At 50.3% G+C, this 14,473-nt stretch carries 10 protein-coding genes, 1 tRNA gene and 1 pseudogene; 5 read left to right on the forward strand and 7 right to left on the reverse strand.

The window, feature by feature from the left end; translation table 11 throughout:
* Positions 1–192: 192 nt before the first annotated feature.
* The 3 genes from AB8809_RS21070 to lptF form a co-directional block, all read right to left on the reverse strand.
* A tRNA-Leu gene (locus AB8809_RS21070) sits at positions 193–277 on the reverse strand.
* A 228-nt stretch (positions 278–505) separates the two neighbouring features.
* Positions 506–1,582, reverse strand: a complete 1,077-nt coding sequence (gene lptG, locus AB8809_RS21075; protein ID WP_181829931.1) for an LPS export ABC transporter permease LptG — start codon at positions 1,580–1,582, stop codon at positions 506–508.
* Positions 1,582–2,697 carry an LPS export ABC transporter permease LptF gene (lptF, locus tag AB8809_RS21080; protein ID WP_349856522.1) on the reverse strand — a complete coding sequence of 372 codons (1,116 nt, stop codon included), beginning with the start codon at positions 2,695–2,697 and terminating at the stop codon, positions 1,582–1,584. Before lptF ends, lptG begins: the two co-directional genes overlap by 1 nt.
* 283 nt (positions 2,698–2,980) lie before the next feature.
* Between lptF and pepA the strand changes: the two genes are divergently transcribed.
* The 4 genes and pseudogenes from pepA to AB8809_RS21100 all read left to right on the forward strand — a co-directional run.
* Positions 2,981–4,492, forward strand: a complete 1,512-nt coding sequence (gene pepA, locus AB8809_RS21085) for a leucyl aminopeptidase (protein ID WP_010284628.1) — start codon at positions 2,981–2,983, stop codon at positions 4,490–4,492.
* Positions 4,493–4,596: 104 nt separating this feature from the next.
* On the forward strand, positions 4,597–5,046 hold the full coding sequence (locus AB8809_RS21090) for a DNA polymerase III subunit chi (RefSeq protein ID WP_012773101.1): 450 nt from the start codon (positions 4,597–4,599) through the stop codon (positions 5,044–5,046).
* 12 nt (positions 5,047–5,058) lie between these two features.
* A complete protein-coding gene (locus AB8809_RS21095) occupies positions 5,059–7,914 on the forward strand; it encodes a valine--tRNA ligase (RefSeq protein ID WP_181845806.1) in 2,856 nt (951 codons plus the stop codon).
* Between the two features lie 137 nt (positions 7,915–8,051).
* A pseudogene (locus tag AB8809_RS21100) lies at positions 8,052–8,174 on the forward strand (RNA 2'-phosphotransferase); the annotation flags it as partial.
* On the opposite strand, the gene AB8809_RS21105 reads toward AB8809_RS21100, so the two are convergent.
* Together AB8809_RS21105 and AB8809_RS21110 are read right to left on the reverse strand one after the other, a co-directional pair.
* Positions 8,170–9,069, reverse strand: coding sequence for a hypothetical protein (locus AB8809_RS21105; protein ID WP_012773098.1), 900 nt, complete (start codon positions 9,067–9,069; stop codon positions 8,170–8,172). The pseudogene AB8809_RS21100 and the gene AB8809_RS21105 overlap by 5 nt on opposite strands.
* 74 nt (positions 9,070–9,143) lie before the next feature.
* The gene (locus AB8809_RS21110; RefSeq protein WP_012773097.1) at positions 9,144–10,328 is read right to left on the reverse strand and encodes a hypothetical protein; all 1,185 of its coding nucleotides are present in this window, start codon (positions 10,326–10,328) and stop codon (positions 9,144–9,146) included.
* Between the two features lie 565 nt (positions 10,329–10,893).
* On the opposite strand from AB8809_RS21110, the gene AB8809_RS21115 reads away from it, so the two are divergent.
* On the forward strand, positions 10,894–11,454 hold the full coding sequence (locus AB8809_RS21115) for an RNA 2'-phosphotransferase (protein WP_012773096.1): 561 nt from the start codon (positions 10,894–10,896) through the stop codon (positions 11,452–11,454).
* A gap of 77 nt (positions 11,455–11,531) precedes the next feature.
* Here AB8809_RS21115 and AB8809_RS21120 read toward each other — a convergent pair whose 3' ends face one another.
* The gene (locus tag AB8809_RS21120) at positions 11,532–13,151 is read right to left on the reverse strand and encodes a methyl-accepting chemotaxis protein (protein WP_194431487.1); all 1,620 of its coding nucleotides are present in this window, start codon (positions 13,149–13,151) and stop codon (positions 11,532–11,534) included.
* A 219-nt stretch (positions 13,152–13,370) separates the two neighbouring features.
* Positions 13,371–14,450, reverse strand: coding sequence for an alpha/beta fold hydrolase (locus AB8809_RS21125; RefSeq protein WP_181829935.1), 1,080 nt, complete (start codon positions 14,448–14,450; stop codon positions 13,371–13,373).
* Positions 14,451–14,473 lie beyond the last annotated feature (23 nt).

Below are 14,473 nucleotides of genomic sequence, written 5' to 3' on the forward strand. Positions count from 1 at the left end.
GAATTGACCCTTATCTTGACCCCCAAATCCTCTGGATGTCAATGGACGAAAAAAGACCACTGTGGATAAAACAGACAAAATTGCAGAGAGAGAAATAAAACTAAAGTCGTTATTTTACATATAGATATGGACGTTATTGGACGATTACGGACATAAAAAAAGCCACCCTGAGGTGACTTAATTTTCATACAATGGTGCCGAAGGCCGGACTCGAACCGGCACACCTTGCGGCGGTTGATTTTGAATCAACTGCGTCTACCGATTTCGCCACTTCGGCACAGAAGTAGTATGCGGAAAACGGGTGCATTATACCGTTTGACGGCCCACGCGCAACGTTAATCCACTCTGCGTTCGGTTAAGTGCTGAAAAAATCATCTTTGGCAACGTGTTATCCCCGCTTTGCCTTATAGGATGTGCTGATGTGCTCTGCTGGGAACATTTGCTACAGGCAATAAAAAACGCCGAGGGAATCATCCACTCGGCGCTTTCTCTGGTGTAGCTGGTGCTATCGGCGTTTCAGCAGCAGCGCCACGCTGATGCACAGGAACACCGAACTCGGTAAGATGGCGCCCAGGATCGGCGGGATGCCATAAACCAGGCTGAGCGGGCGGAAAATCTCATTCAGCAGGTAGAAGAGGAAGCCGAAACTGATACCAATTACGATGCGTGACCCCGCCGAGACGCTGCGCAGCGGGCCGAAGATGAAAGAGACTGCCATGAGCATCATCACCGCCACGGAGACCGGCGCAAAGATCTTGCTCCACATGTTCAGTTGGTAACGGCTCGACTCTTGTCCGCTTTGTTTCAGATACTTAGCGTAATCATGCAGCCCGCGGATCGACAGCGCATCAGGCTCCAGCGCTACCACGCCCAGTTTGTCCGGCGTCAGGTTGGTTTTCCATTCACCACTAAGCGTCTGGCTACCGCCAATCTGTTTCCCATCGCTCAAATCCGATTCATCAACCTGCGACAGCCTCCAGACACTCCTGTCATCTTCAAACTCAGCGGAGGCCGCATAGCGTACAGAGAGCAGTTTGTTGTTATCGTCGAAGTGGTAGATGTTAACGCCAGATAGCTCTTTATCGCCCGCAACCCGTTCGATATAGATAAAGTCATTGCCGTCTTTTGCCCACAGCCCGCCCTGCGTAGAGATCATCGACCCACCGGAGATCATCTGAGAACGGTAGTTACGCGCCATCTGTTCCCCCTGCGGAGAAACCCATTCGCCAATCGCCATCGTCAACAGCACCAGCGGGATTGCGGTTTTCATCACGGCAGTCGCAATCTGCAAGCGGGTAAAGCCGGAAGCCTGCATCACCACCAGTTCACTGCGAGTGGCGAGCTGGCCCAGCCCGAGCAATGCGCCGAGCAGTGCCGCCATCGGGAAGAAGATCTCAATATCTTTGGGGACGCTGAGCAGCGTGTACAGCCCGGCGCCCAGCGCCGAATACTCGCCCTGCCCGACTTTACGCAGTTGGTCGACAAACTTGATGATGCCGGAGAGCGACACCAGCATGAACAGCGTCGTCATGATGGTGGTGAAAATCGTTTTGCCGATATAGCGGTCTAATACACCAAACATCAGGCCGCTCCTTGTGTTTTAAGAGTACGAGGCTTAAAGCGAGCGCGCACTTTGCGCATCGGTACGGTATCCCACAGGTTAAGCATCACCGCGATGCCGAAGTACATAAGATTGGTTAGCCAGACCCATACCATCGGATCGATTTTTCCTTTACTGGCGTTAGAACGCAGCGAGCTTTGCAGCAGGAAGAAGATCAGGTACAGCAGCATCGCAGGCAGCATGCTCAGCACCCTGCCCTGACGGGGATTCACCACACTCAGCGGCACCACCATCAGCGCCATAATCAGCACCGAAAGAATCAACGTCAGGCGCCAGTGGAACTCTGCGCGCGCATCGTGCGCGTCCGAATGCCACAGGGTTTGCATATCCATTTGCTGCACGTCGCTATTATTTAGCGTCACGCTCTGGTGGCCGATCACGGCCTGATAGTTGGTGAAATCCGTAATACGAAAATCACGCAAAAGCGCCGTGCCTTCGTAACGCGACCCGTTATCCAGCGTCACGACCTGCGCACCGTCTTCGTTTTGTTTGATATGACCGCGATCGGCAACCACGACAGAAGGCCGCGCGTTACCGCTGGGGCGCAGCTGCGCCAGAAAGACGTGCTGAAACTCCGAGCCTTTAACATTGCCAACAAACAGCACCGCGTTGCCACCCTGTGCGGACTGGAACTGCCCTTCGACCAGCGTCGCCATACCGGGGTTCGCTTTCGCTTCCGCCAGCACTTCTTCCTGATGCCGGGACGACCACGGGCTGAGCCACATGACGTTAATGGTCGCGATGATAGCAGTGAACACCGCCAAGGCCAGAGCGGCTTTTAGCAACACGCGTTTGCCCAGCCCACAGGCGTGCATGACGGTGATTTCGCTTTCCGCATAGAGGCGGCCAAACGTCATCAATACGCCAAGAAACAGACTTAATGGCAGGATGAGCTGCACCATCTCTGGCACGCCCAATCCCAACAGGGAGATAACCAAATTTGTCGGGATTTCACCATCAACCGCAGCGCCCAGTATCCGCACTAATTTCTGACAAAAGAAAATCAGTAACAGAATGAAAAGGATGGCCAGTTGGCTCTTAAAGGTTTCCCGTACCAGATATCGAATGATGATCACGCTTAATTACGCCTGTGAAAACTTGTCTTTTTGCAGGAAAATCGATAGTTTCTTCGCTAACGCGCCATTTATACTCATTTTTGGCAGCCCTCTTAGCTAAGACTGTATTACAACATACTGCGTTTGAGCTGTTGTATCAGAACCTGCTTATTAGTCACTAAAACAGGTTCGCTACGTCGTTAAGATTAACACAGGTTATGTTAACGCAACGGCGGGAAAGTATTACGGAGTGTCACATTCTAGCCGTTGCCCCCGCCTTTGTCTTTAAGATTCAGGAGAGTACATGGAGTTCAGCGTAAAAAGCGGTAGCCCGGAAAAACAACGCAGTGCCTGCATTGTCGTCGGCGTGTTTGAACCGCGTCGTCTGTCCCCTATTGCCGAACAACTCGATAAAATCAGCGACGGCTATATCAGCGCGTTGCTTCGCCGTGGTGAATTAGAAGGCAAAGTGGGGCAATCACTGCTCTTGCACCATGTACCTAACATTCTTTCCGAACGCATCCTGCTGATTGGCTGCGGAAAAGAGCGTGAGCTTGATGAACGCCAGTACAAACAGGTGATTCAGAAAACGATCAATGCCCTGAACGAAACCGGCTCGATGGAAGCGGTCTGCTTCCTGACCGAACTGCACGTGAAAGGACGTAACACCTACTGGAAAGTGCGTCAGGCGGTCGAAACCGCAAAAGAAACGCTATATACCTTCGATCAGCTTAAAAGCAATAAGGTCGAACTGCGTCGCCCGTTACGCAAAATGGTCTTCAACGTGCCAACGCGCCGCGAGCTGACCAGCGGCGAACGTGCCATTCAACACGGTCTGGCAATTGCTGCGGGCATCAAAGCCGCGAAAGATCTCGGCAACATGCCGCCAAATATCTGTAATGCCGCCTATCTGGCCTCGCAGGCGCGCCAGTTGGCCGATACCTACAGCCAGAACATCATCACGCGCGTGATTGGCGAACAGCAGATGAAAGAGCTGGGCATGAATGCCTATCTGGCGGTGGGTCAGGGTTCGCAGAATGAATCGCTGATGTCCGTGATCGAATACAAAGGCGATCCAAACCCGGAAACCCGCCCGATCGTGCTGGTAGGTAAAGGGCTGACGTTCGATTCCGGCGGCATCTCCATCAAGCCTGCCGACAGCATGGACGAAATGAAATACGACATGTGCGGCGCAGCCACGGTCTACGGCGTGATGCGTATGGCGGCCGAACTGGCGCTGCCGTTGAACATCATCGGTGTGCTGGCGGGTTGTGAAAACATGGTCGATGGGCGTGCCTACCGTCCGGGCGACGTGCTGACCACGATGTCAGGCCAAACGGTCGAAGTGCTGAACACCGATGCGGAAGGCCGTCTGGTCCTGTGTGATACGTTGACCTACGTTGAACGCTATGAGCCGGACGTCGTTATTGACGTCGCGACGCTGACCGGCGCGTGCGTGATTGCGCTGGGGCACCACATCACCGGGCTGATGGCGAACCACAATCCGCTGGCGCACGAACTGTTGAGCGCGTCCGAGCAGTCTGGCGACCGCGCATGGCGTCTGCCGCTGACCGACGAATTTCAGGAACAGCTGGAATCCAATTTTGCCGATATGGCAAACATTGGCGGCCGTCCGGGCGGAGCGATTACCGCAGGCTGCTTCCTGTCCCGCTTTACGCGTAAATACAGCTGGGCGCATCTGGATATCGCGGGCACCGCCTGGCGCTCCGGTAAAGCCAAAGGGGCTACGGGTCGTCCAGTCGCGCTGTTATCACAGTTCTTGCTTAACCGCGCTGGACAGAACGACGTAGAATAAGGCTTTCGCGTCAGGGCAATGGCCTTATCATGTCATTGTCGTCTTATGGGCCGGACTTCCGGCCCTTATCACTTTCTGGCTCTTAGCAATCAATAGTGTGAACAATGAAAAACGCAACGTTCTATCTTCTCGAACACGACAGCAAAAGCGGTGAGCTCAGCGCCCATGAGGCTCTGGCATGCGATCTGGCGGCAGAACGTTGGCGAGCAGGAAAGCGCGTGCTGATTGCCTGCGAAGACGAGCAGCAGGCCATCAGGCTCGACGAGGCGCTGTGGCAACGCGATCCTACTGCGTTCGTGCCGCATAATCTGGCAGGCGAAGGGCCGCGTCACGGTGCGCCGGTCGAACTAGCATGGCCGCAGCGGCGTGGCAATGCGCCACGGGATCTGCTGATTAGCCTGTTGCCGCAGTTCGCAGATTTTGCCACCGCTTTCCATGAAGTGATAGACTTTGTCCCTTACGAAGAATCCTTGAAACAGTTGGCGCGCGACCGCTATAAAACTTATCGCAGCGTCGGCTTCCAATTGACCACGGCTACGCCGCCAACTCACTGAATTTTGAGCATAATGGAAACGAAATATAACCCGCAAGATATCGAGCAGCCGCTCTACGAACACTGGGAAAAACAAGGCTACTTCAAGCCGCACGGCGACACGAGTAAAGAAAGCTTCAGCATCATGATCCCGCCGCCCAACGTCACCGGCAGCTTGCATATGGGTCATGCTTTCCAGCAAACCATTATGGATACGTTGATTCGCTATCAGCGTATGCAGGGTAAAAATACTCTGTGGCAGGCGGGGACCGACCACGCAGGTATCGCCACGCAGATGGTCGTTGAGCGCAAAATCGCCGCAGAAGAAGGCAAAACTCGCCACGATTACGGCCGCGAAGCGTTCATCGACAAAATCTGGCAGTGGAAAGGCGAATCCGGCGGCAACATTACCCGTCAGATGCGCCGTCTGGGCAACTCCGTTGACTGGGAGCGCGAGCGCTTCACCATGGATGAAGGCCTGTCCAACGCGGTGAAGGAAGTTTTCGTCCGCCTGTATAAAGAAGATCTGATTTACCGCGGCAAACGTCTGGTGAACTGGGATCCGAAGCTGCGCACCGCGATTTCCGATCTGGAAGTCGAAAACCGCGAAGTGAAAGGATCAATGTGGCACCTGCGCTATCCGCTGGCCGATGGCGTGAAAACCGCCGAAGGGAAAGACTATCTGGTCGTCGCCACCACCCGTCCGGAAACCATGCTGGGTGATACCGGTATCGCCGTTAACCCGGAAGATCCGCGCTATAAAGATCTGATCGGCAAAGAAGTGATCCTGCCATTGATTGGCCGCCGTATTCCGATTGTGGGCGACGAACATGCCGATATGGAAAAAGGCACCGGATGCGTGAAGATCACACCAGCACACGACTTCAACGACTACGAAGTCGGTAAACGTCATCAGTTGCCGATGGTAAATATCCTGACGTTCGACGGTGATATCCGTCAGAGCGCCGAAGTGTTTGATACCAATGGCGAAGCCAGCACCGTTTACAGCAGCGACATTCCAGAAGCCTTCCAGGGTCTGGAACGTTTTGCCGCACGTAAAGCGCTCGTCGCCGCATTCGATGAGCTTGGCCTGCTGGAAGAGATCAAGGCGCACGATTTGACCGTTCCTTACGGTGACCGTGGCGGTGTCGTCATTGAACCTATGCTGACCGATCAGTGGTACGTGCGCGCTGCCGTGCTGGCTAAGCCGGCGGTAGAAGCCGTTGAAGATGGTCGCATTCAGTTCGTACCAAAACAGTACGAAAACATGTACTTCAGCTGGATGCGTGACATTCAGGACTGGTGTATTTCCCGTCAGCTGTGGTGGGGTCACCGTATCCCGGCCTGGTACGACGCGAACGGCAACGTCTATGTGGGACGTACCGAAGCGGAAGTACGCAGTGAAAACAACCTCGCTGATGATGTCGTTCTGAATCAGGACGAAGACGTACTGGATACCTGGTTCTCATCCGGCCTGTGGACGTTCTCTACGCTGGGTTGGCCGGAGCAGACGCCAGACCTGAAAGCATTCCACCCAAGCAGCGTGATGGTGAGCGGCTTCGACATCATCTTCTTCTGGATTGCCCGCATGATCATGCTGACCATGCACTTCATCAAAGACGAAGACGGCAAACCGCAGGTGCCATTCCACACCGTCTACATGACCGGCCTGATCCGTGATGAGGAAGGCCAGAAGATGTCCAAATCCAAAGGGAACGTCATCGACCCACTGGATATGGTGGACGGCATTTCGCTGGAAGCGCTGCTGGAAAAACGTACCGGCAACATGATGCAGCCGCAGCTGGCAGAAAAAATCCGCAAGCGTACCGAGAAACAGTTCCCGAACGGCATCGAGCCTCACGGTACAGACGCCCTGCGCTTTACGCTGGCGGCGCTGGCTTCAACCGGTCGCGACATCAACTGGGATATGAAGCGTCTGGAAGGTTACCGCAACTTCTGTAACAAGCTGTGGAATGCCAGCCGTTTTGTGTTGATGAACACCGAAGATCAGGACTGTGGCTTTGGTGCAGGCGAGAAAGTGCTGTCGCTGGCTGACCGCTGGATTCTGGCAGAATTCAACCGTACGGTGAAAGCCTATCGCGAAGCGCTGGACGGCTATCGCTTTGATATTGCTGCCGGTATTCTGTACGAATTCACCTGGAACCAGTTCTGCGACTGGTATCTGGAGTTGACGAAGCCTGTGATGAATGGCGGCTCAGAAGCAGAGTTGCGCGGTACACGCCATACGCTGGTTACCGTACTGGAAGCGCTGCTGCGTCTGGCGCACCCAATTATTCCGTTCATTACCGAAACCATCTGGCTACGCGTTAAAGCGCTGAAAGGCATTAGCGCCGACACGATCATGTTGCAGCCGTTCCCTGAGTTCGATGCCGCGCAGGAAGATACGCTGGCGCTGAACGATCTGGAGTGGATCAAGCAGGCGATCATCGCCGTGCGTAACATTCGTGCGGAAATGAACATCGCGCCGGGCAAACCGCTGGAAGTGTTACTGCGTGACGCCACGGCTGAAGCACAGCGTCGCGTGGAAGAGAACCGCAGCTTCATCCAAACGCTGGCGCGTCTGGAAAACATCACTGTGCTGCCTGCAGGCGATAAAGGTCCGGTTTCCGTCACTAAACTCATCGACGGCGCCGAGCTGCTAATTCCTATGGCTGGCCTGATCGACAAAGCAGCAGAGTTGGATCGTCTGGCGAAAGAAGTGGCGAAAATCGAAGCTGAGATTGGCCGCATCGAAAGCAAGCTGTCCAACGAAGGCTTTGTGGCGCGCGCGCCGGAAGCGGTCGTCGCCAAAGAGCGTGAGAAGATGGACGGCTATGCCGTAGCGAAAGCCAAACTGCTGGAACAGCAAGCGGTCATCGCCGCACTGTAACGCTAACAGGTTTCCAGACGGTAGTCTGATTGGTACGAAAGCCCCGTTGCAAAACGGGGCTTTTTATTTTTGCTCGAATAAAAAGGCTTTCAATTACAATCTATTCACTTCACACGATGCAGGAATGGAGTAACGCAATGAGCAACACGAAGCATGATGATGTCAGCAAATTTCTGAGCTACGTTTTACGGCACAAGCCCGAAGCCATTGGATTAACGTTGAACAGCGAAGGATGGGCAAACATAGCGGAACTGATTACTGACCACCAATCCAACTAGCCATCGGGTTAGCGATTACACCGATGATAATCGGCATTCCTTTAGTACTCATGATTGATACATGCAAATCACCGTCTGTATTAATCTGAAATTTAGTCACTGCATTTTTATTGCTTAGGTAGTACGGCCACACCCCACCACCATTGTACTCTTTAATTTCATTCAAGTGCTGATCTGTAAAGTGGGCAGAAATCGTATATTCAACCTTTATATCGCTAACACAAATTAAACCTGTAACTATCTGATGTAAACTACCTGTTATACCGAACATCGAGTCCCATGAGATCAAATCATCAGGTTGCCAAGGGGGGGTTTTATTAGGATTTTGGTAGGCCGTTTTCAATGCGATCCCCGTATACCAATCATCAGGCTGGGGAGTAAAGTGGAGCAAGTGTCCGAAACTCACTTTCACTGAAAGAGCAGATAAAGCAATAGCCGATGATAATCCAGCCATCGGATCAGAGTTATGCCATATGCCCCAGAAACTGCTAGAGGCGCTTACTGGTAATTCAAATTCAAAACTGATTTTTGGGGCACTACTTAATTGCTTTTCCATAGATCTATAGCCTTTTTCCCAAGCTGGTGGTTGCTCACCCCAGTTGGTAAGATTACGTTGAGCCGCGGCTATAGGATCAAGAATATTAGGGGATGCAACCAAAGCATTAACCAGAATGGAGTAATGTTCAAAGAAACTGCCTTGGTTATTGTATTGTATTACTCCAGAGGATGGTAATTGATCTAGCAATTCCCAAAGCGCATTATCATCAGGAGCAGGAGAAATTGCTCCCTGATATATCTTCACTGTATTGCTGGGTAAGCCAATAGCTTCTATCTGTCGCGCTATAAAATACTGTTGAACATCGTCAAAATTACGCATAATTGATGATTATCCTCATATTTTAAATAGGGCACTTTGAACAAATAAGAGTACCCTATTCCTAAATACTGTATTTAACCCCGCGGAATAAGGCGACGAAGCTCCAATTGAGATGCGTCTCTCAAATGACCAAGGTACTTATCAACTGGTTCGATAATTGCTCCAACGATAGTTGGCACATTTTTCTCGGTAGTAACCGTTACCATCAGACGCCCAGATGTATCGAAATTCACACTGGTTTCAGAGACATTTTCGGATGATTTATGATAAAACGGCCATAGACCAGAACGACTATTTTTAATAATTTCCTTCTGTTCGGTTGTAGAGAATGTCGCAGCAGTCGAATAAACTAACTTCATTTGGTTGGCAATTAATAAAAGCGTAGTGAAACGCTGCATATCTCCGCTTGCCGAAAATGTATTTTTCCATGTTTTCAAGCCATTTGGGCTCCAAGGCGGAGTCCCTGCTTCACTGTATGCAATACCAAGAGTCGCAGAATTATACCAATCTCCTGGATTTGCAGAGAAAGGCAATAGATTTTTAAAACTTGCTTCAAGATGGACACTGCTGCTTGCGAATTTTTGGCTTATCTCAGTATTAGAGTAACTGTTTGACCATAATCCAAAAACCGCCGACTGTGCCCCACCGTTCCAGGTCTTTGTGTAGCTTGTATCTTTAATACTAAGATCAGTGGTAAATTCTCGACTCGGTGCCTTCTTCAGTTGTTTCATCATCGTGTTATAGTCAGGAAAAAAGTCTACTGACTTTCTGCCAACAGGTTTATAGGGCAAAACATTATTTTGGCCTGCAAATATGGGATCAAGAAGCATGGCAGCATAAGCGGATGCTCCAGAGTTAGCATGACTGGAGCATTTATTAGTAAGGAATGCCCAATCACGGTATCCACGAGGCGTTGCTTCTGCATTACCATTCTCAACAGCATTGCTGAAAGCATCGAAACAGTACTCACCAATTTCCTCCTTGAATTTATTAGGAGGACTCTGCAAGGAAGACATTATTGCAGAATAAGTGGAAAGAAACTGTGTACCTGATGCAAGCGTAGTGTTCCGTGTAAGAGAGCTTGTTGGTAATGTATTAAAATAACTCCAAAGAATTTTGTCATTATCATCTTCATCATCGCCGATGATCGGTGGTGATGGTTGCACAACTTGTGCAGGTTGATTCAGGTTATAGCCAAGACCTTGAATAAAAGCAGCAAAAAAAACTTTTTGCAGATCAGCAAACGTATCACTTGACATGATTAATCTCCTAATTGACAGTAATAGATACAGTTTTTTATGGCAGGTCTGATTTTATTAAAATAGCAATAAAACGATAGAATGCATTCTTGAATAATTCAATGTTGATATAGAGCAAAAAACGCATAATCATGATTTTTTTGATTTTATTTTAAAATAATAGAAAATAATTATATATTTAATTATTCTCAATCATATTAATGATCTTATTGCGGCATTCCCCTGTCTTTCTTTATAATTTAATTAGCAAGCATATAAACAATTCACTTTATTTATTTTATCAGTTATGAATTTCATTGATTTTATTATAATTATCAGGGTGATATTTAACTGCTTATTTTCAGAAAAATGACTGTGAGAAGATGGACGGCTATGCCGTAGCGAAAGCCAAATTGCTGGAACAGCAAGCGGTCATCGCCGTACTGTAACGCTAACTGGTTTCCAAACGGTAGTCTGATCGGTACGAAAGCCCCGTTGCAAAACGGGGCTTTTTATTTTTGCTCGAATAAAAAGGCTTTCAATTACAATCTATTCACTTCGCACGATGTAGGAATGGAGTAACACAATGAGCAACACGAAGCATGCTGATGTCAGCAAATTTCTGAGCTACGTTTTACGGCACAAGCCCGAAGCCATTGGATTAACGTTGAACAGCGGAGGATGGGCAAATATTGCCGAGCTGATTAGCTGTGCGGCAAAAGACGGGCGTCTTCTAACCAGAGAAGTGATTCAATCCGTCGTCGATAACAGTGACAAAAAGCGTTTTTCTATTTCAGCGGATGGGTTATCAATCCGCGCAGCACAGGGACACTCGTCAGCGCAGGTCGATATGCGTTACGAGCCCAAAGTCCCACCCGAGTTTCTTTACCACGGCACCGCAACCCGATTTATCGATTCAATCAATCAGCAGGGTTTGCGTCCCGGTTCACGTCAGTATGTACATTTGTCTGCCGATGAGGCGACAGCGATAACCGTCGGCCAACGGCATGGCAAGCCTACGGTGCTGAAAATAAAGACGCTGGAAATGCATCAGCAGGGGTTCATTTTTTATCAGGCGGATAACGGCGTCTGGCTAACGTTAACGGTTCCCGTGCCGTTTATCGATTCCACACCATTTATAGATTGATGAGTACGTACATGAATCGCCTGTCTTCGCTGCCCAACCAGCATGAGCGAAAACAGGCGATGGCGATCGGTTAACGCTTAGCGGGCATCGGCCAGTGCAATGTTCTGGCGCAGGCCGGGCAGTACATTATCCATCTCCATGTTTTCTCTTGCGATCTGGAAGCGGGAAACGGACTGTTGCAAGTTAACTACCTGTTCCTGAAGTGCATTTGCCGAGGTTGCCACTTCTGATACCAAGGACGCATTCTGCTGAGTCACCCCATCCATCTGATTGATGGCGATATTGATCTGCGAAATGCCACGGCTCTGCTCGCTGGAAGCCAGCGTGATCTCATCCATGATATCGACCACTTTTTTCACATCCATCAACACTTCGTCCATGGTGTTGCCAGCGACTTCAACCAGACCTGCGCCTTTTTCAATGCGGCTAAGAGAATCATCGATCATAGTGCCGATCTCTTTTGCTGCCGTCGCACTGCGTGCAGCCAGCATCCGTACTTCGGAAGCCACCACCGCAAAGCCTTTACCATATTGACCCGCACGCGCCGATTCGACTGCGGCGTTCAGCGCCAGCAGGTTAGTCTGGAAGGCGATGCCGTCGATCACGCCAACAATGTCGGAGATCTTGGCAGAACTCTGCTTGATGGAACGCATGGTATCCACCACTTCGGAGACGACATTTCCACCGCGAGACGCGGAATTAGAGGCTTTCTGCGCCAGATCGTTGGCTTTACGCGTGTTGTCTTCGTTGTTTTTCACCGTCGACATGATCTGTTCCATGCTTGACGCCGTTTCATCCAACGAGGCCGCCTGCTGCTCGGTACGGCTGGAGAGATCGATGTTGCCGGAAGCGATTTCCTCAACCCCGACACTGATCGCATCGGTTCCGTTACGCACCACACGTACCATGTTTTCCAGCCCATCACGCATACGCTGCACTGCGGCAAACAGGTGTGCGATTTCATTTTTTCCGCTGCTATCAATCTGCGCACGCAGGTCGCCTTCAGCAATGCGATCAAAAACGGAAATAGCCTGATTCAGCGGTTTCACAATCATATTTGTCATGACAGACCAGGCCAGCGCCGCCAGCAGTAGTGCACAGGCGATCGCCGTGTACAGAATGGTCTCCATCAGATTCACACGCCCATTCGAATCCGCATAGGCTTCATCAATGCTCTTCAGCTTAAAGGCCACCAGCGCTTTAGAGGATTTATCAAACGCGGCATACAGCACCGTCGATTTCCCAGCGCGCTGACGATATTCATCCAGATTTCCTGCGTTAAGCGCCGCAAATGCCGGATCGATAAAGTCCTGCATCAGCGTATTGCGCTTCTCGGCCATATCCGCGGAAATCACTTTCTCTTCGTCGGACTGCGGGTATTTCAGGTATTCCTGCCATTTTTCGCTGGCGCCATCAACTTTAGTTCGGGCACGGCCCAGTGCGACTTTCGCCGCCTCGACATCCCCTTTCCCCATTAATGATTCGTACAGACGCAAATCCAACCGACCACGCAACAGCAGTTCAGAGCTGTCATTCAGCGCAACCAGCCCTGGCAGCACTTCCATATCCACACGGGCAAATGATTTATTTCCTGACTGAACCGCAACCAACCCTAGAACGCCGACAAAAAGCAGTAACGCCGCTAACGAAAACACCATCATGCTGAGTGCAGTACGGATCTTTATCTTACGAAACATAAATTGTCCCTGTGGTCTGAAATAAGAGAGGGTGAGCGCCAGCTCTACAGCGGAGCCGTTCAGTTATTTACGTAATGGTCGTTATATTTCCAGACGTGTTAAACCCACGAACCGAAATAAATTCGTTATAAAACCGTAATAAAATAAAGAAGCGTATAAATAAACATATAAAGAAGACGATGACCGACAGAAAATAGACTTCCTGTCGGTCATTAGGATTTATTTTTTATTATTTTTCTGAGACTGATTTTTTTCTAAGAAACGTTGCAGCTCATCTTTATAAAACTTCGCCGACATCATTGTGCCATGCCCGCTGGTGTCTTTACTGGCGGGAATAAGGAACAGCGTTGCCTGCTTAATTTTCTTAAGCTCATTATCCAGGATGCCTGTTTCAACAGGATTACGCTCATCATCCGCAGAGTTAATCACCAGAACGGGAGCCTTAATTTTATTCAGTTCCGGTGCCGCATTATAATTCGCGGACGAACCCCAGATATAAATAAAGTCATTGGCATCGCTGTTAGAAGGCGCAGCCAGACGATCTTCAACCAGCTTGTCCGCTTGTGCACGCGTTGGTGCTTTGCTCTGATACGCCAGCGTGCCGCCAGTGGTGGCGATACTGAACATAATGCTGGCCGTTTTCAACGTTGGCGGTTGTTGCGTGTAATCACCATTATTCCAGACCGGATCGTTTTTGATGGATTCAATCAGGATGCGGCGCATCATCCAGTTACGCCCAGATAGTTCATTCGGCAGCGATGCCATTGGCACCAGCGCATCCATCATGTCCGGGTATTTTTCACCCCAGAGCCAGGTTTGCATGCCGCCCATGGAATATCCCATCACCAGGCGCAGGTGGTTAATCCCCATCCCTTCTTTGACTAAGCGATATTGTGCCTGCACCATATCGTTATAATCGTACTGTGGGAATTTCATCCGTAAGCCGTCTGACGGTTTGGAAGATTTTCCAGAACCAATGCTCTCCGGCATGATAATAAAATATTTGCTGCTATCCAGCGCCTGACCCGGCCCGAACAGTTCCCCGCCAAAGCCATTTGCGAGCAGCGCTTTAATCGGTTGGTTCGTTCCATGCAACAATAAGACGGCAGGCTTGGTTTTATCGCCGATCGTGTAGTAGTGAATACGCAGATCTTTTAATTTTTCGCCACTGTTGAAGGTAAACTCTGGCGCAATCCAGTCGCCTTCTTTGGGCTCTGGGAAATTGGCCTGTGCATGCGTTAATGGTGACAGCATTAACAGAAATGCGCCCACCACCCCTGATAGTATTCGATTAATCATAAATAACTCTGCGGTAATCATGA

The organism is Pectobacterium aroidearum, assembly GCF_041228105.1.
GTDB lineage: Bacteria > Pseudomonadota > Gammaproteobacteria > Enterobacterales > Enterobacteriaceae > Pectobacterium > Pectobacterium aroidearum.

What these genes read in the sequence shown, in the direction of transcription:
- lptG (WP_181829931.1), bottom strand. Translation starts at nt 1,582, where the DNA reads ATGTTTGGTGTATTAGACCGCTATATCGGCAAAACGATTTTCACCACC.
- pepA (WP_010284628.1), top strand. Translation starts at nt 2,981, where the DNA reads ATGGAGTTCAGCGTAAAAAGCGGTAGCCCGGAAAAACAACGCAGTGCC.
- AB8809_RS21090 (WP_012773101.1), top strand. Translation starts at nt 4,597, where the DNA reads ATGAAAAACGCAACGTTCTATCTTCTCGAACACGACAGCAAAAGCGGT.
- AB8809_RS21095 (WP_181845806.1), top strand. Translation starts at nt 5,059, where the DNA reads ATGGAAACGAAATATAACCCGCAAGATATCGAGCAGCCGCTCTACGAA.
- AB8809_RS21105 (WP_012773098.1), bottom strand. Translation starts at nt 9,069, where the DNA reads ATGCGTAATTTTGACGATGTTCAACAGTATTTTATAGCGCGACAGATA.
- AB8809_RS21110 (WP_012773097.1), bottom strand. Translation starts at nt 10,328, where the DNA reads ATGTCAAGTGATACGTTTGCTGATCTGCAAAAAGTTTTTTTTGCTGCT.
- AB8809_RS21115 (WP_012773096.1), top strand. Translation starts at nt 10,894, where the DNA reads ATGAGCAACACGAAGCATGCTGATGTCAGCAAATTTCTGAGCTACGTT.
- AB8809_RS21120 (WP_194431487.1), bottom strand. Translation starts at nt 13,151, where the DNA reads ATGTTTCGTAAGATAAAGATCCGTACTGCACTCAGCATGATGGTGTTT.
- AB8809_RS21125 (WP_181829935.1), bottom strand. Translation starts at nt 14,450, where the DNA reads ATGATTAATCGAATACTATCAGGGGTGGTGGGCGCATTTCTGTTAATG.